General features: G+C 41.1%; 14 protein-coding genes. All 14 read left to right on the forward strand.

Translation table 11 applies throughout. The annotated features are described in order from the left end of the window. The first annotated feature begins 66 nt into the window (after positions 1-66). The 14 genes from BCM40_RS03420 (at position 67) to BCM40_RS03485 (ending at position 17675) form a co-directional block, all read left to right on the forward strand. On the forward strand, positions 67-921 hold the full coding sequence (locus BCM40_RS03420) for an SDR family oxidoreductase (protein ID WP_065527144.1): 855 nt from the start codon (positions 67-69) through the stop codon (positions 919-921). 308 nt (positions 922-1229) lie between these two features. Continuing rightward, positions 1230-1964 (forward strand): MurR/RpiR family transcriptional regulator, encoded by a 735-nt coding sequence (locus BCM40_RS03425; protein WP_169818713.1) that lies wholly within the window; start codon positions 1230-1232, stop codon positions 1962-1964. Between the two features lie 130 nt (positions 1965-2094). Further along, positions 2095-4038: a PTS 2-O-a-mannosyl-D-glycerate transporter subunit IIABC gene (gene mngA / locus BCM40_RS03430; RefSeq protein ID WP_065527143.1), complete on the forward strand. Its 1944-nt coding sequence runs from the start codon at positions 2095-2097 to the stop codon at positions 4036-4038. A gap of 24 nt (positions 4039-4062) precedes the next feature. Beyond that, the gene (gene mngB / locus BCM40_RS03435; RefSeq protein WP_065527142.1) at positions 4063-6663 is read left to right on the forward strand and encodes a mannosylglycerate hydrolase; all 2601 of its coding nucleotides are present in this window, start codon (positions 4063-4065) and stop codon (positions 6661-6663) included. Positions 6664-6692: 29 nt separating this feature from the next. Next, entirely contained in the window at positions 6693-7862 is a 1170-nt protein-coding gene (locus tag BCM40_RS03440; RefSeq protein ID WP_065527141.1) for a glycerate kinase family protein, read from the forward strand. 183 nt (positions 7863-8045) lie between these two features. Further along, a complete protein-coding gene (gene manA, locus BCM40_RS03445; protein ID WP_065527140.1) occupies positions 8046-9005 on the forward strand; it encodes a mannose-6-phosphate isomerase, class I in 960 nt (319 codons plus the stop codon). 270 nt (positions 9006-9275) lie between these two features. Further along, positions 9276-10451 carry a M20 metallopeptidase family protein gene (locus BCM40_RS03450; protein WP_065527139.1) on the forward strand — a complete coding sequence of 392 codons (1176 nt, stop codon included), beginning with the start codon at positions 9276-9278 and terminating at the stop codon, positions 10449-10451. A gap of 11 nt (positions 10452-10462) precedes the next feature. Then, complete coding sequence (locus BCM40_RS03455) at positions 10463-11779, forward strand: amidohydrolase (protein WP_065527138.1); 1317 nt, start codon at positions 10463-10465, stop codon at positions 11777-11779. Beyond that, complete coding sequence (locus tag BCM40_RS03460; protein ID WP_065527137.1) at positions 11772-13010, forward strand: M20 family metallo-hydrolase; 1239 nt, start codon at positions 11772-11774, stop codon at positions 13008-13010. Before BCM40_RS03455 ends, BCM40_RS03460 begins: the two co-directional genes overlap by 8 nt. Beyond that, a complete protein-coding gene (locus BCM40_RS03465; protein ID WP_065527136.1) occupies positions 13007-14326 on the forward strand; it encodes a helix-turn-helix domain-containing protein in 1320 nt (439 codons plus the stop codon). The genes BCM40_RS03460 and BCM40_RS03465 overlap by 4 nt, the downstream gene beginning before the upstream one ends. Positions 14327-14342: 16 nt before the next feature. After that, positions 14343-15857, forward strand: a complete 1515-nt coding sequence (locus BCM40_RS03470) for an AbgT family transporter (RefSeq protein ID WP_065527135.1) — start codon at positions 14343-14345, stop codon at positions 15855-15857. A gap of 228 nt (positions 15858-16085) precedes the next feature. Beyond that, entirely contained in the window at positions 16086-16607 is a 522-nt protein-coding gene (locus tag BCM40_RS03475) for a DUF421 domain-containing protein (protein WP_065527134.1), read from the forward strand. A 102-nt stretch (positions 16608-16709) separates the two neighbouring features. Beyond that, entirely contained in the window at positions 16710-17387 is a 678-nt protein-coding gene (locus tag BCM40_RS03480; RefSeq protein ID WP_065527133.1) for a type 1 glutamine amidotransferase domain-containing protein, read from the forward strand. 3 nt (positions 17388-17390) lie between these two features. Then, positions 17391-17675, forward strand: coding sequence for a putative quinol monooxygenase (locus BCM40_RS03485; protein WP_065527132.1), 285 nt, complete (start codon positions 17391-17393; stop codon positions 17673-17675). The last annotated feature ends 96 nt before the right edge of the window (positions 17676-17771 follow it).

The following is a 17771-nucleotide window of genomic DNA, read 5'->3' on the forward strand; positions in this document are numbered from 1 at the left end:
TTATACTTGAGTTGAAAGTAATGAACGAAGAAGTATAGGTAAGAAGAGATATAGGGGGACGAGTAGATGAAAATAGCAGTAACCGCCGCAAATGGTAAATTGGGTGAAGCAATAGTAGAAGCAACTGTATCTTTGCTGTCAAAAGATGAAGTGATTGGACTAGCGAGAACACCCGAAAAAGCAGCACATTTAGGTATTGAAGTGAGACCAGGCGATTACGAGGATCAACAAGCATTAGAGAAATCACTTGAAGGAATAGATGTATTGTTACTCGTTTCCGGTATGGATGCACCTGACAAACGTATACCCCAACATCGCAATGTTATTAAAGCGGCTAAAAACAGCGGAGTAAAGAAAATTGTCTACACCAGCATACAAGGAGCAGAAGAAGGCACAGCCTTTTCGCCGATTGTTCAAAGTAATCGACAAACCGAACAAGATGTAATCGATAGCGGACTAGACTGGGTGATTGGACGTAATGGTATTTACATCGAGCCCGATGTAGAATACATTGACTCTTATATCCAAGAGGGCGGCATTCGGAATTGCGCAGGCGATAGCAAATGTGGCTACACGACAAGAACGGAACTGGCTTATGCTTACGCGAAAATGCTGATAGAAGATCAGCACAATTCGAAAATATACAACCTTCACGGTGAAGCCATTACGCAGTACGAGTTAGCGGACTACTTGGGCAATGCGTTTGATGGGGATTTAACTTATACAGCTATTAGTGTAGAAAAATTTAAAGAAGAACGAATCGCTGAGTTAGGTGAATTTATCGGCACAGTCGTAACCGGAATCTATCAAGGCATTAAAGACGGCAAGTCGAATAACCCAAGCCATTACGTTGAAGCTACAGGGAGAGCCCATCAATCTTGGGAAGATTATTTCGAAAGTGTTAGTCCAAAGAGCAAGTGATGATGTGAAGTAAATTGGTTTGATATATGCAAAAGCAGAGCTAAACACGGGCTCTGCTTTTTGCATATGCTATGAAGTTTGGTACAGGACGATTCGAACCCGGACGGAATGTTCACAGATTCGAGTCATTCCAACTTCAAAGCTCATCGAGAAATCATTTTAAAATGATTTTAACGGAGCAATAATCTTTTAGCGAACATCGCACAATAACAGATAACGAACTTGTTCAAAGCGTATAAACGGATTAAAATAAGTGTATCGAAGATTTGATGGAATCGTTTACCTCCAAAGTGAGAAGGTGCTTGTGTATGCTGTATTTTGAAGAACGAGCTCAAAAATTTGAATATAAGTTAAATGATACGGATGACCAAATAATTGAATATATAATTTCGCATAAACAAGAAGCAGTATTGCTTTCTATCCAGCAATTAGCTGCAAAATTTTATACCGTACCCAATACGATAACGCGCTTGTCAAAGAAATTAGAGTTTGATGGGTTTTCCCACATGAAGAATAGTTTAAAGGAAGAATTGAATGCAGATGAAGCTATTGAAGAAGATCATTTGACTTACAACATTAAAAAAACGGTTGATTTAATTGATTATAAGCATTTAAAGTCAATTGTGAAGTTTATTCACGAGGCGAATCGTGTGGTGTTTATTGCAGTTGGGGACACGGCACCAATGTGTGAAGTTATGGTGAAAAATCTAAAGGTCTCAAATAAACAAGCAGAATATTACATCCATCGTCACGAAGTAATTCATGAAGTAAATCAGCTGGATAAAACGGATGTGGCATTTTTTATTAGTTTATCTGGTGAAACAGAGCAAATGTTAGAAATTGCCCATTTGGTGAAAAAAAGAGGAGTACGTCTTATATCATTAACACATTTCAATGAAAATTCCTTGCAAAAAATAGCTGATGTTAAGTTATACTGCTATTCCCCACGAAAAATGATCAATAAATTTAATGTGACGGATAAAACACCAGCTATGATTGTATTGCGTGCACTTGCGGAAACCTATTGGAATATATCAGATTGATGTGTATTTATACACATCAATCTTTTTTTTTTATAAAACATTGTGTAAAAATAAGAAGATTCAAACTTCTTATTTCTTTTTTGCTAATGTATGGTTATTAAGTTTTTAAAAAAATGAAAGGGGTTCCAATATGATGTTATCTAATTTGACTTCACCGTCTTTGATTAGCACCAAACAGTCATTTGCCTCTAAAGAAGAAGCCATTCAATTTTTAATCGAACAACTAGCAGCAGAGGGAAAAATCAGCTCTAAAGAAGAATTTTTTCAAGCGGTTATGGACAGAGAAGCACTTTCGCCCACCGGATTTGAAGGAGGACTTGCCATCCCTCACGGAAAGTCTTCAGTTGTAAAAGAAGCTTCTTTTGCAGTGGCAACGCTAGAACATCCACTTGGAACTTGGGAAAGCCTAGATCCTAATAATCAAGTAGAGTTAATTATTTTGTTAGCGATTCCAAAAGCAGAAGAAGGATCGACTCATTTATCGTTACTAGCAGAACTAGCAACAAGGTTATCAGATGAAACTTACAAGAACAATTTGCTACAAGCGACAACTAGTATGGAACTTTTTGAAAGACTAGATACTGAAAAAGTACAGAATACTTCACCCGATACGGTTGATCTTGGTAAAACAATTCTTGCTATTACAGCATGTCCAGCCGGAATTGCCCACACGTACATGTCAGCAGAAGCATTAGTTAAAGCTGGCAAAGAACTTGGTGTTAATGTTTACGTTGAAAAACAAGGAGCCAATGGAATAGAGGACAGACATACAAAAGAATTACTCAAAAAAGCGGATGCGGTTATATTTGCAGTTGACGTAGCGGTTAAAGATGAGGAGCGCTTCAAACATCTGCCAAAAGTAAAAACTTCTGTAGCTGCTCCGCTTAGAAATGCAAAAAATATTTTACAGCAAGCATTAGACAAAGCAGAAAAATCTACAAAAAGAGAATTTTTGGATACAGCCGATTTAGAAGATGATGCTGATAACAAATCGATCAAAATGGAAGTGAAGGATTCAGTACTGACCGGTATATCTTATATTATTCCCATTATTGTTGCGGGTGGGATGACGTTAGCCGCAGCAGTTTTTATCTCGCAAGCATTTGGTCTACAAGAAATATATAACACAGAAGGATCTTGGCTATGGCTCTTAAGACAGTTGGGTGGCACTCTGTTAGGTCAGTTAATGATTCCGATTTTGGCGGCATATATGGCTTACTCTATAGCTGATAAACCGGCATTAGGACCGGGATTCGCAGCAGGGGTAGCAGCAAACTTGATTGGCAGTGGCTTTCTGGGAGGAATGCTCGGTGGCTTACTAGCAGGATATTTCATGAAGTTTCTGAAACAAAAAATTAAAGCAAAAGGGACATTTGCAGGGTTTGTAAGTTTTTGGCTTTATCCGGTGGTGGGAACTTTAGTAGTAGGTTCGATAATGTTGTTTGTAATTGGCCGGCCGTTGGCATTTCTAAATGAAGGGCTTATCTCGTGGCTTACGGGCATGAGCGGAACAAACGCTTTGATTTTAGGCGCAATTATTGGTGCCATGGTTTCGTTCGATCTGGGAGGTCCGGTAAATAAGGCAGCCTATACATTCTGTATTGGTGCAATGGCTAGTGGCAATATTGTTCCTTACGCGGCATTTGCATCAGTAAAAATGGTTTCAGCATTTTCTATAACAGGGGCAACATTATACGGTAAACAATATTTTACTAAGCAAGAGCGAGAAGTAGGTAAACAAACATGGCTTCTTGGATTAGCTGGGATTACTGAAGGTGCGATTCCATTTATGATTAACGATCCGCTTCGGGTAATTCCATCTCTTATCGCAGGTTCTGCTGTGACAGGGGCTATCGTTTGTTACTTTAATATTGGCTTAAATGTACCAGGGGCGGGCATTTTTTCATTAGCACTAGTTCAAGGACAGCCTGCTTTAATAGCAGCGGGGATTTGGTTCGGTGCCGCATTAATTGGAGCTCTCATCTCGATGGTGCTATTGATTGGGACACGCAAGGTGAGAATTAAGAAAGAACGAAAAATCAAAGAAGTTGAAAAACTAGTAACTGCAGAATAAGAAAAAGTTACACAGGAGGATATTATGAAAAACGTTCATATTGTACCCCATATGCATTGGGATAGAGAATGGTATTTCTCTACGGAAGAATCCAGAATTTTTTTAGTAAATAACTTGGAAGAAATTATGGAAATGCTAGAAAATAATCCTGACTATCCCTACTATGTGTTAGACGGTCAGACTTCTATTTTAGAGGATTATTTTGCTGTCAAACCTGAAAATAAAGAACGTGTGGCAAAGCTTGTTCAAGAAGGACGGTTAATTATTGGTCCTTGGTATACGCAAACAGACGAATTGGTCGTTGGTGGGGAGTCCATCGTTCGCAATTTATTATACGGCATTAAAGATAGTGAGCAGTTCGGTGATTATATGAGAATTGGGTATTTGCCTGATTCGTTTGGTCAATCCGCGCAAATGCCAATGATTCTAAATGGTTTTGATATTACCTACTCGATTTTTTGGAGAGGAACCTCAGAACGACACGGGACGGACAAAACAGAATTTTACTGGAAAACAGAAGATGGCTCTAAAGTGCTTGTTCAATTGTTTCCGTTGGGATATGCAATAGGTAAATATTTGCCGGAGGATGAAGAAACGCTAAAAACGCGGATGGATAAGTATTTTACAGTACTTGACCGTGGAGCGACTACTGAAAATATTGTTCTGCCTAACGGCCATGATCAAATGCCAATTCAAAAAAATATTTTTGAAGTCATGGAAAAATTGAGAAGCATTTATCCGGATCGCGAATTTTTCTTAAGCAAATTCGAGAATGTTTTTACAGAACTTGAAAAGAATAAGGACCTTCCGACGCTTCAAGGTGAATTTTTGGATGGTAAGTACATGCGGGTTCACCGCAGTATTTTCTCGACCCGAATGGATATAAAAGCGGCAAATGCCAGAATTGAAAACAAAATCACAAATATTTTAGAACCGTTAGCTTCACTTGCCTACAGCTTAGGATTTGAATACCACCATGGGTTAATTGAATTGATTTGGAAAGAAATCATGAAGAACCATGCACATGACAGTATTGGGTGCTGTTGTTCTGATAAAGTGCACCGGGAAATAAGCAATCGATTTTTCTTAGCAGAGGAAAAAGTAGACCAATTGATTAAGTTTTATAAGCGCAAAATTGTTGATAGTATGGCCACAGATAAGCAACATGATCGGCTAACTGCTTTCAATTTAGTACCTTATGAGCGAACTGAAGTAGTTACAACGAGTGTTATGACCAAATTGAAATCGTTTAAATTAGTGGATAAAGATAAAAACGAATTGGACTTTGAAATTCTGTCGAGTGAAATTACGGATCCTGGATTAATCGATCGCCAAATTGTTCATTACGGAAACTACGAGCCGTTTATTAACTATACGATCCAACTAAAAGATACTTTGCCTGCGATGGGATATAAAACGTATTTTGTCATAGAAAGCAACGAAGAAATCGGAAATTCTTTTGCTGCTACTGAAAATGTTGAAACAGATTTTTATCGTATTACAGTGAACCCAAATGGGAGTTTAAATATAGTAGACAAAACGATTAATCAAACTTTTGAAAATGTTCTTCGGTTAGAAAGTGGAGGAGACGATGGAGACGAGTACGACTTTTCGCCATTAGCAGAAGAACAGTTGATCTATAGTGACGATGTGAAGGCAAATGTTTCAATGAATCAAAATCGCCACGGGGCAGTGATTAAAATTGATTATTGTCTTAAAGTGCCTTCGGATATTGAAAAAAGAAAAATCGATACTAGGGATAGTACAATCGATGTTCGCATTGTGGTAACTGTTCCAAAGCATAAACCAGTAATGACAGTGAAAATCGAATTAAACAACAAAGCAAAAGACCATCGCCTTAGAGCATTAATTCCCACTGGCATCGCTTCAGCTTTTTCTACTTCCGACAATCAGTTTGGTGTGATAAAAAGAGCAGTTGTCGATTCAGCGATTCATGTCTGGGAAAAAGAAGATTGGGATGAGCGTCCAGATCCGATCTATCCGATGCTTAGCTATGTAAGCTTAGCGGATGAGGGATATGGGGTAAGTGTTCTCACCAATAGCACAAGAGAATACGAAATAATTGGCGAGCAATTTGATGTAATTGCTATTACGTTATTTAGAAGTATCGGTTTTCTTGGGAAAGAAGGAATGCTTCGAAGACCAGGCCGTCCATCGGGTATCAAATTACCAACACCGGATTCTCAAATGCTTGGCGAGCTAACTTTAGACTTCGCGATTGCTACACATAGCAGCGAACAAAATGTTGCAAGGCTTGCAAAAGATTACCTGACACCAATCGAGTTTTACAATAAAATTCCGCATGATGCAATCCGCTTAAACAAATCAAACGTAACAACACCATTAGAATATAGCTTGTTCCATGAAATGGAACCTAATCTTGTATTGAGTACGCTGAAAAAAGCAGAAAAAGAAGACCGGTTATTATTACGCTTTTATAATACTAGAAATTCAGTCGAAACATCATCTTGGGTGTTTAATCCCACTATTAAGCAGGCTCATATTGCTAATTTAAATGAGCAAGCTTTGGAAGAAATCCATGTAGAAAACAATCAACTTCAAATACCAGTGAAAACAAATCAAGTGCAATCCATCTTGCTTTAATCTGTTTTTGAAAGAAGGGGATGAGCAAAGTGAAAGTGCTAGTAGCAATAGATTCTTTTAAAGGAAGTTTATCGTCTCAAGAATGCAGTCGTGCAATAACTGAGGGAATAAAAATAGCAGATCAACAGGCTGAGGTTTTAACAATTCCCTTGGCCGATGGCGGAGAAGGCACGGTAGAAGCCCTTGTACAAGCTACTCAAGGTAGAATCATACAAAAAACAGTGATAGGTCCTCTCGGGCAACCCGTATTGGCGTCTTATGGAGTGTTGGGAGAAAAAGGGGAAGTGGTTATTGAGGTTGCTTCTGTCTGCGGGTTGCCACTCATCCCAACAAAAAAGAAAAACCCTTTAGTAGCTACTACTTACGGTATTGGCGAACTAATACTAGGAGAAATCGAAAATGGATGCCGTAATTTTATAATTGGTCTTGGGGGAAGTGCTACCAATGATGCTGGGATTGGTATGCTTCAAGCCCTTGGCTATTCTTTCCTTGATGAAGAGGGTTGCGAAGTAGGGTACGGTGGCGGTGAACTTAAAAGGATTCAATCGATAAATGCTAGTGGCGTGACGAGTTTGCTGAAAGAATGCACGTTTAAAATAGCTTGCGATGTTAATAATCCGCTTTTTGGTTTGAATGGAGCAGCCTATGTCTTTGGACCGCAAAAGGGTGCAACGGAGCAGGTAGTAAAAGAATTAGATGAAGGACTAAAGCATTTTGCACAAATTGCAGCTAGTGAACTAAAAAGAGATATTCACAACATACCAGGAGCAGGAGCAGCTGGTGGACTGGGGGCAGCCTTTGAAGGTTTTCTAAATGGCCAACTGCTCTCGGGCATTGAGTTGCTGATGGATACGATTCGTATAGAAGAAAAGATGGCAGGTATAGACTTTGTCATTACTGGAGAAGGTAGACTGGATCGTCAAACAGCAATGGGAAAAACACCAGTTGGTATTGCACAATGTGCTGGAAAATACGCAATTCCTGTAATTGCGTTAGCTGGAGAGGTAACAAAAGAAGCCGAAACACTACACGATTTTGGCATAACTTCGTTTTTTTCAATTGCAAACGGAGCAATGACGATTGAAGAAGCCATGAACCCAGTAACTGCATACGCAAATCTCAAAACAACAAGTGAACAATTATTTCGTTTGGTTAGTCTTGTGAAGCAATCAAAACATGAGATTAAGTGTGAAGTTTAAGAAAAATAAGGAGTAGGTAAATTGCTCGAATCACCAAATCCAAATATAGATAATTAAAGAGGTTTTTAAGGATGGCTTATTTTTTTTTGGATATTTACCTAAATAAATAACTGAAAATTGAAAAAATAAGTAGAAAAGAGAGCGTTATATGCTCTCTTTTCTACTATAAAGTTGGAGGATTTTATGTATAAAAGCGAACCAATCTTTTTGCAACCTACTTATCATGAACGTATTTGGGGAGGACAAAAGCTGAAAAAAGAATTTTGTTATGACATTCCATACCAAAAAACTGGGGAAGTGTGGGCCATTTCGGCACACCCAAATGGCCCAAGCATAATCTCAAATGGCCCTCTTGCAGGAAAGTCTTTAGCAGATGCATGGCATGAACATGGAGAACTTTTCAATAAAATGGAATTAAAAACTACAGAATATCCGTTACTGGTAAAAATATTGGACGCTGCAGAATATCTTTCAGTTCAAGTGCATCCTAATGACGAATTCGCCCGAAAAGTAGAAAATGTACCTTACGGAAAAACCGAATGTTGGTATGTATTGAGTGCAGAAGAAGGAGCAGAATTAATAATTGGTCATCATGCAACTTCTCAAGAACAGCTAAAAGAATTGGTAGAGCAAGGGAAATGGAAGCATTTGTTGAGGACGATTAAAGTAAAAGCGGGCGACTTTGTGTATGTCCCTAGTGGAACCATCCATGCAATTGGTGCGGGAATTGTGATCTTAGAAACCCAGCAAAGTTCAGATATTACTTATCGAGTTTATGACTATGATCGTAAGGATGCTGCAGGAAATTCCCGCAAGCTACACTTTGAACAATCGCTTCAAGTAACGAAGGTTCCACATGAAGATGTATACATTGAACAAACACAAGTAATTAAAGAAGGTTTAGTGGAAAAAAAACTTGTAGAAGAACGATATTTTTCAGTTTATCACTGGCGGCTGAGCGGGAAATCTACCAGCCGGTTAGAAAAAGACTTTCTACAAGTCAGTGTAATCGAAGGACAGGCAAGACTAACGATTGCAAACCAATCTTTTAAGATAAACAAAGGCGATCACTTTCTTTTACCTTATGGCATTCAAGAATATTGTTTGGAAGGAAATGCAGAATGTATTGTTTCACACAGTTAATATTAAAGTAAATAGATTCTGTATTTTGTCCGTTTATAATAATCGAAAATTTTTTAATGTTAATTCACGTTAATTCGAACTTCAATTTCTTTCAAAAATTTTTTCACACCACCAAAAGCAGCCCCGCGTAACAGCGGAGCTGCTTTTTTATTGAAGTTATATTCAGAACAATCAAAATTAATGTAGCGCTGTATTGGTGAAATAGTGTACACTCCTTATTAACGGAATGATTAAGGTCTATTTCCTTAAATAGAAAAGCAGGTGACAGTGTTGAAAAAGCAAACACAAGAGTTGTTCGAAGAGATTCGCGCATTTAGACGGGATCTTCATGAGAACCCTGAATTGAGTGGCGAAGAAACAGAAACTTCTCGAAAAATACAAGTGAAACTTGATGAATATGGCATCTCATATTCTACGGGATATGCAAAAACAGGTGTCCTTGGTGTGATCCAAGGCGATAAGCCAGGAAAAACGGTTGGATTGCGTGCCGATATCGATGCCTTACCGATTTTAGAAAAAGCAGATGTGCCGTTCAAGTCTAAAGTCGATGGCAAAATGCATGCATGCGGGCATGATGCGCATACGGCCATGTTGCTCGGAGTCGGAAAATTACTGCAAGACCAGAAAGCCGATATTGCTGGAACGGTGTTATTAATTTTTCAGCCGGCTGAAGAAAATGCACCAACGGGTGGCTCGGAGCAAATGATGGCAGATGGTGTTTTTGATACGTATCAACCGGATGTTTTAATCGCGCAACATGTTTGGCCAGGTTTACCGGCTGGGCAAGTTGGTGTCATAGACGGAGCCATCATGGGCAACTCTGACCGTTTCCAAGTGACAATCTACGGAGCAGGGGGCCACGCATCGATGCCTCATCAAACCGTTGATGCGATTATTATCGCCAACCAAGTCATGTCCGCCATCCAAACGATTGTTAGCCGGAACGCGAACCCGATGGATTCAGGCGTAATCACAATTGGGAAAATTACAGGAGGCTATCGTTACAATGTGGTAGCGGACACGGTAGTGCTTGAAGGAACGATTCGCTCTCTTTCAGACGACACCAAGAAACTTTTGAAAAAACGTTTCCATGAAGTGGTTCAAGGAGCTGCGGAAATGATGGGCGGTTCGTGTGAAATCGACTATTCGGATGGTTACCCAGCAACGATTAACACAAAGCGTTGGGCTGAAGTAGTTCGGAAATCGGCAAAACATCAATTAGGCGACGCGGGCACACCAGAAGTAATCGGAAGCATGGCTGGAGAAGATTTCGGCCGTTTCTTGAAAAAGTACGAAGGGGTTTATTATTGGCTCGGTACTTCAGTTGGTGAAAACCAAAAACCGCTCCACGACCCTGGCTTTATGATCGATGAACAAGCTTTGTCGATTGGGACAGAGTTGATGGCCCAAGCAGCGCTTGACGTGCTAGCCGAATTGAATAAATAGGAGGAACAGAAATGGCAAATTCCATTGAACAATTCATGGAAGAGATTGAGCCGTATGTGATTGAACAACGACGCAAGCGACATCGCTATCCTGAAATCGGTTTTGCGGAATACGTAACCACTTATGAGTTGAGCGAACAATTAGCTGGAAAAGGATTTTCACTTTTTTATGGAACAGACTTTTTAACAAGCTCAGAACGCATGGGTGTACCGTGTGATCCAATGCTCGCGGAAAATGAACAGCGAGCGCTTCAAAAAGGCGTGCCGCCTGAGTTTCTTGAAAAGATGAAAGGTGGACATACTGGATTTGCAGCTGTACTTGACACAGGACGACTGGGACCTAAATTTGCTTATCGCTTTGATATAGACGCATTGCCAATAGAAGAAGCAGAATGCACTGATCATGTGCCAGCACAACACGAGTTTCGTTCTCAAATTGCGGGAATGATGCATGCTTGCGGTCACGATGGTCACGCGGCAATTGGACTTGGACTCGCGAATTATTTGGCGAAGAGAAAAGACAACTTAAGCGGCAAGTACACAATTTTGTTCCAACCTGCAGAAGAAGGTGGACGTGGTGCAAAAGCGATTGTTGATAAAGGGTGGCTTGATGACATTGATTATTTTATGAGCGGCCATGTCGGGATTCACAATTTACCGTCAGGAACAGTTGCAGCGACCACTTCAAAATTTTTGGCCAGTTCCAAAATCAATGCGAAGTTCATCGGCAAGTCGGCACATTCTGGATTAGAGCCCAACGAAGGACGCAACGCGTTGCTCGCTGCCGCATCGGCTGCATTGCATCTACATAGCATTGCAAACCATAAAGACGGAATCACTCGTATCAATGTCGGCACGTTGCACGCAGGAGCCGGACGCAATGTTATCGCCGACAAAGCGTTGATGGAAATTGAAACGCGCGGTGAGACCAATAAGTTGGATGCTTACATGCAAGAAAATGCAACGCGCATTTTACAGGCGAGTGCTGCATTGTACGATGTCGAGCTAGAACTTGAACATATGGGAAGATCGGTTTCAACAGCTGCGGATCACGATTTCGCGAAAGTTGTAGAACGAGCATGTGCACTGTCATCAAGCTTAAAGATTGTTCCGCATTTGGAAGTGGGAGCTTCAGAAGATGTTACATACATGATTGAGCGCGTTCGTGAACAAGGCGGAAAAGCAACGTTTATGATTTTTGCAAGTCCGTTACCTGCAGGTCATCATCATCCTTGTTTTAATTATGAAGAACAGGCACTACTTGCTGGATTGGAAACGATAATACGAACAACGGATTATTTGCTAAAGGAGGACGGGTTACGTGCTTAGCTGGTTAGTTGAACATTTACAGCGGATGAATATGACTAATGTATTGGTTAGACCAGAAGGGTTTACGCGAGAAGGCTATACGCCTGAAGAAACAAGCGCCATGGAAGTTTTTAAAGACATCGCGAAAGAGTTAGGCTTGGCTGTAAAAGTAGACGCGGCAGGAAATATGATTGCGCGGTGGGAAGTTCCAGGCGGCGAAAATGCGGCGGTAGCGACCGGGTCTCACCTTGATACGGTGCCTAATGGCGGCGCATTTGACGGAGGAGCTGGCGTTGTATGTGGCCTCGGCGCAGTTAAATTGCTGAAAGAAGCCGATTATCAACCAAAGCGACCGATTGAAGTGATTTGTTTTCGCTCGGAAGAATCTTCACGATTCGGTGTCTCGACAATTGGCAGTAAGGCGATGAGTGGATTATTGGATCTTTCTATTGGAACGCTTGTCGACCAACACGGCACGACACTGGCGGAAGCTGTTAAAAGTCAAGGCTTTAACTGGGAAGAGTTGACCAAAGCAAAACGTTCAAAAGAGGAACTAAAAAGCTTTGTCGAACTGCACATTGAACAAGGAATGCATATAAACGACCATGAAAAAAATTACGGCATTGTTAAAGGTGTGGCTTGTCCGATTCGCTTAGCCGTTACGTTTAGTGGCAAAGCAGGACATACAGGTACGACGCCGATGGACCGCAGACAAGATGCTTTAGCGGCAGCGGCTCCTTTTATTTCATTTGTTCAAGATACAGCTCTTCAACTCAATGATGTGTATGAGAAACCGCTAGTGGCGACAGTTAGTACATTGACCTCTTCTCCAAACTCGATGAATGTGATTCCGCAAACGGTAACTGCTGGAGTAGACATCCGTAGCGTTGATGATGGATTGAAAAAGAAAATGGCAGAAGCGATTGGGATTGAAGCAAACCGTATTGAACAAGCGACCGGTGTAGCTATCTCTATTGAAGTATTAGTCGATAATCCATCTGTTTTGCTTGATGAAAAGGTAGCTCGGCAGTTAGTTGATGCGGGCGACCAAGAAGCTTATTTGGCACATCACATGGATAGTGGTGCGGGACACGATGTCATGAATATGGCCCAAGTGTGGCCGAGTGGATTGCTGTTTATCCCTTGCAAAGACGGCTTGAGTCACCATCCAGATGAATATGCAACAGCGGAAGATTTGAAAATGGGCTCAGAACTATTAGCGCGGTATTTAATGGAGGCAACGACGCTATGACTGAAATCGTAAAAGTTGGGTTAATCGGACCAAAAGACTCGGTTAACGAAACGATGAAAGCGGCCGGCAGTTTAGACGGCATTGAATTGGTTCCGTTCATTTACGAACAGACCGAAGAAACAAAAGAAATTATCAATGAAAATTCGGCCCGTATTGGCCATTGGCTTTTTTCGGGTCCGGCGCCTTATCATTTTGCATTAAAAGAAAAGTTAATCGATGCCGACCACGCAGATTATATTTTGCTGCACGGGTCAAGTTTACTAGGTACGATGCTGGACGCCATTATGCAAGAAGGTGTGGTGTTGTCGAGCATTAGCCTCGATTCCGTTCCACGCCGAGAAGTGTTGAAAATGTTGAAAGACTTTGATTTGGAAAAGATGAAAATTCACACCGCTCCAGAACTCGGCTATATTCCTGCTGAAGAATTGGTCGATTACCACGAAGCACTTTATCGTTCAGGTGAAATACAGGCAGCGCTAACTTGTGTTCATAGTACGTATAATGCCTTAAAAGAAAGAGGCGTGCCGGTTTATCGGATTTGTGTATCGGAACTGGCAGCGCACCGAGCAATTTCAGTTATTAAAGAAAGGAGCTTGTCGGATCTTTACCGGATGAAGCAATTAGCAATGATCGGCGTCGAAATCATTTACCCTAGCCAAGCGCAACAACGCAAGACGCCGTTCAAAATTGAACGGCAAGAGCTTGCCACCAATCGCGTGCTTATCGATTTTGCTGAAGAAGTAAAAGGCTCGAAAGTGAGCATGGGGAATGGCATTTATTTCATCTATACAACAAGAGGTGAACTAGAGCTATACGGCAAGTCCCATCATTTAAAAGAGTTGCAAGAAGAAATTTTTGCCAACAGTAATATGCACGTCCGCATTGGTGTAGGATACGGCAGAACAGTCACAGACTCTGAACAAAACGTCAGATTGGCATTGGATTATACCCGAGAAAAAGAGAACGGTGTCGTTATCAATATTGACGAAGGCGGAAAAGTGACGGAGATCAATTCCCTAGGAAATGAGCTCAGCTATAGCCGGCGCAGCAGTGAAGCCAAATGGCAAGAAGCGCTAAAAGACGCAGCGATTAGTCAAACCGTTGTCGCACGTATTGAATCGCTATCTCACCATTACGCAAAAGAAGAAATCACGGCACTGGAATTATCGCAGTGGATGAACAGCACCGAGCGCAATGCACGCAGAATTTTGACCGAACTTGAAAGTGTTGGCGTAGCAGAAGTTTCAGGAGAAGAATCTGGCCGAAGAGGACGTCCGCGGAAATTATACCGTTTACTATTTGGTTCAGAGAACTAAACGAGGAGGAATGGGAATGACATCACCGACAGAAGAACAAGGCAAAAAAGGGTTTTTGAACTTTATTGAGAAATGGGGCAATCGCTTACCCGATCCATTCTTTATCTTTGTATATTTAGCAGTGTTTGTTGTCTTACTCTCATGGTTAGTTAGTTCACTTGGCGCGACCGTAATCCACCCAGGAACCGGAGAAGAAATGGCGATTCGAAGCATCGTCTCTGGAGAAGGAATTCGTTTTATTCTCGCTGAAACCATCAATAACTTTACAGGCTTTGCACCACTCGGCCTTGTGCTTGTCATGATGCTTGGTATTGGTTTGGCTGAACGTGTTGGCTTGATGGAAACAGCTATTAAGAAATCGATTTTAAATGCACCAAAATCATTGATTACATACGCGGTGATCTTTACCGGGATTATGGGTAACTTGGCATCAGATGCCGCATTTATCTTAGTTCCACCGCTTGCTGCAATGGTCTTTGCCTCGGTTGGTAGACATCCGCTCGCTGGTCTTGCAGCTGGATTTGCTGGAACGGGCGCTGGATTTACAGCAAACATATTGATTACAGGAACAGATGCATTGCTATCCGGGATTTCAACAGAAGCGGCGAAAACGATTGATGAGACGTTTATCGTTACACCAGTCGATAACTGGTACTTCATGAGCGCTTCGGTTATTATCATGGCGATTGTTGGCGCAATTATCACAGAGAAATTGATCGAACCGCGCCTTGGTAAGTATACAGGCAGAATGGATAAATCGTTCGAACCTGTAACAAAGCAAGAAAACAAAGGGTTACGCAACGCCTTAATCGCGGCAGCTGTCTATATTGGCTTGATCGCATTGTTAGTGTTCTTCCCAGGTTCTCCTGTTCGAAATGAAGACGGCGGCATCATTCCGTCACCGTTCTTATCCGGAATTGTTCCAATCATTCTTTTCTTCTTTATCACGGTTGCTGTCGCATACGGTGTTACAGTGAAGAAAATAACGGAATCAAAAGACATTCCTGCTTATATGGCGGAGGCCATTAAAGACATGTCGGGTTATATCGTTCTTATTTTTGCGGCAGCTCAGTTTATCAGTTATTTCAACTGGAGTAACCTTGGCATTTGGTTGGCTGTTAACAGTGCAGAATTTCTGACAAGTATTAATATGACCGGATTGCCGGTCATGGTCGCATTCAGTATTCTTGCTGCATTATTGAACCTGTTAATCTTCAGTGGTTCTGCGCAGTGGGCGTTAATGGCACCAATTTTTATTCCGATGTTCATGCTGCTTGATTACCACCCAGCATTTGTTCAATTGGCGTTCCGTATTGCCGATTCTTCAACGAATATCATCACACCACTTAATCCGTATATTTTAATCGTTCTCGCCTTTATGCGCGAATACGATAAAAAAGCGGGACTGGGTACATTGATTTCATTGATGTTGCCATACAGCCTGATTTTCTTCGGCGTGTGGGTTATCATGATGATCATCTTCGCATTGACTGGGCTTCCAATCGGACCTGGTATTAGCTTGCGGATGTAAACTACTCATTCATAAAAACTGCCTCACCCTTGTTAGTTGTGTCTAACGATGGTGAGGCAGTTTTTTGTTTTGAAAAAATCGCTCTGGACGCTTTGGGCATGGCTCACACCAAGAGCCGAGAAGAGCAACAGTTTAGTTATCATATGACTTTCGTTTCAATCCACGTACCAACGGGTAACTTTTGAGTGAAATCGTCTATTCAAACTCGTTCGGAGAGGAAGTGAAAAGATGCTGGATACAATCTTCTTTGATGGATGGAAGAGTCTTTTGCGTGTGGCGATTATGTGTTTATTGGCATATCCTTTCCTCATTATGTTGCTCCGAGTGTTTGGGAAACGGTCCCTTACAAAAGTAAATATGTTCGATTTCATCATAACTGTGACGTATGGGGCAACTTTGTCGAGCATTGTCACGAGTGAGAAAGTTTCTTTTGCTGATGGAGCGGTTGTATTTGTCATGCTGACATTACTACAATACATTGTTACGAAATTAGCAGTAAAGTCTAGAAGATTTTCAGACTTCATCAAAGCAACACCGACATTTTTGTATTACGAAGGTGCATTTGATGAAGAACATTTGCTAAAGGAACATTTACGGAAAGAGGATTTGAGAGCGAGATTGCGTCAAGAGGGTCTGAGTTCTTTTGAAGCAGTAGAAGCAATTGTTCTTGAGGGAGACGGTTCAATATCTGTTATCAAAAAAGAATCGGTGAAATCGAAGAGTGCGTTAGAAGGGATATCCAAAAGATAGAGGCTGTATTAAAGTTGTCCTTCTAGTCAGTTTGTTTAAGTACAAGAAATTCGGGAACAACTAGTATTAGGATGATTTATCAATCAGAGGAGGAAACAGAACATGGCAAAAGTATTAGCAGTATTATCAAGTGGACACAAAGATACAGAAAATAATTATGAAACTGGTTGGTGGGCAGAAGAGTTATTCGCACCGAAAGAGATTTTGGAAAAAGCAGGACATCAAGTAGATTTAGCTTCACCACTTGGTGGCAAACCAACGCTCGATAAAGTCAGCATCAGTGAAGATTACGATCCTGAAGGCAAATACAAAAAAATGTACGAATCAGGAATAGCAGACAACACAACAGCTCTTTCGGATGTAAACGCAAAAGAGTACGATGTAGTATTTATCGTGGGAGGCCACGGCGCTATGTATGACTTGGCTGAAAGTCAAGAACTGCGCGACATCATCAATACTGTGTATGACAACGGAAACATCGTTTCAGCTGTATGTCACGGACCGGCTCCATTAATTTGGACGACACGTCCAGATGGCAAGAGCATCATTGATGGTTTAGACGTAACAGGCTATCCAGAAGCAGTTGAACCAGAAGGTCTTTCTGAAATTCTGCCATTTAGCTTAGAAGGTAAAATGAACGAAGTCGCTAATTATAGTGCTGAAAACAAAGTAGTATGGGGCAACGAGCAATTAGTAACTGGTCGCGATCCATTTTCTGCTGAAGAACTAGCAGACGAACTGGTTAAAGCGTTAGATAAAAGAAACAACAAGGACAACTAAGCAATGGAATCAATCGTCATTACTGCGATTCTAAAGCCAAAAGAAAACATGGAAGATCAATTATTGACGGAATTGAACAAAGTGCTAGAAGCTTCCCGAGCAGAAGCGGGTTGCGTAAACTATGTTCTCCATCAATCGATTGAAGACGACACGTTTGTTCTCCACGAAGAGTGGAAAGACAAAGATGCGTTAGAAAGCCATGTTGCGTCTAGTCATTACCAAGAATACCGGACTAACACAGCGGACTTGGTTGCAAGACGAGAAGTCTTTAAGTTGAAAACTGTTTAACAGTACATGCAATTTCATAACTACTACATGCAGCACTTTGTGATGATCCATCGCAAAGTGCTGCATTTTTTTAGCTCTAGTAAAGCAATAGCTATG

The organism is Planococcus donghaensis (assembly GCF_001687665.2).
GTDB lineage: Bacteria > Bacillota > Bacilli > Bacillales_A > Planococcaceae > Planococcus > Planococcus donghaensis.

What these genes read in the sequence shown, in the direction of transcription:
- mngB (WP_065527142.1), top strand. Translation starts at nt 4,063, where the DNA reads ATGAAAAACGTTCATATTGTACCCCATATGCATTGGGATAGAGAATGG.
- mngA (WP_065527143.1), top strand. Translation starts at nt 2,095, where the DNA reads ATGATGTTATCTAATTTGACTTCACCGTCTTTGATTAGCACCAAACAG.
- BCM40_RS03425 (WP_169818713.1), top strand. Translation starts at nt 1,230, where the DNA reads ATGCTGTATTTTGAAGAACGAGCTCAAAAATTTGAATATAAGTTAAAT.
- BCM40_RS03465 (WP_065527136.1), top strand. Translation starts at nt 13,007, where the DNA reads ATGACTGAAATCGTAAAAGTTGGGTTAATCGGACCAAAAGACTCGGTT.
- BCM40_RS03480 (WP_065527133.1), top strand. Translation starts at nt 16,710, where the DNA reads ATGGCAAAAGTATTAGCAGTATTATCAAGTGGACACAAAGATACAGAA.
- BCM40_RS03420 (WP_065527144.1), top strand. Translation starts at nt 67, where the DNA reads ATGAAAATAGCAGTAACCGCCGCAAATGGTAAATTGGGTGAAGCAATA.
- BCM40_RS03470 (WP_065527135.1), top strand. Translation starts at nt 14,343, where the DNA reads ATGACATCACCGACAGAAGAACAAGGCAAAAAAGGGTTTTTGAACTTT.
- BCM40_RS03475 (WP_065527134.1), top strand. Translation starts at nt 16,086, where the DNA reads ATGCTGGATACAATCTTCTTTGATGGATGGAAGAGTCTTTTGCGTGTG.
- BCM40_RS03455 (WP_065527138.1), top strand. Translation starts at nt 10,463, where the DNA reads ATGGCAAATTCCATTGAACAATTCATGGAAGAGATTGAGCCGTATGTG.
- manA (WP_065527140.1), top strand. Translation starts at nt 8,046, where the DNA reads ATGTATAAAAGCGAACCAATCTTTTTGCAACCTACTTATCATGAACGT.
- BCM40_RS03485 (WP_065527132.1), top strand. Translation starts at nt 17,391, where the DNA reads ATGGAATCAATCGTCATTACTGCGATTCTAAAGCCAAAAGAAAACATG.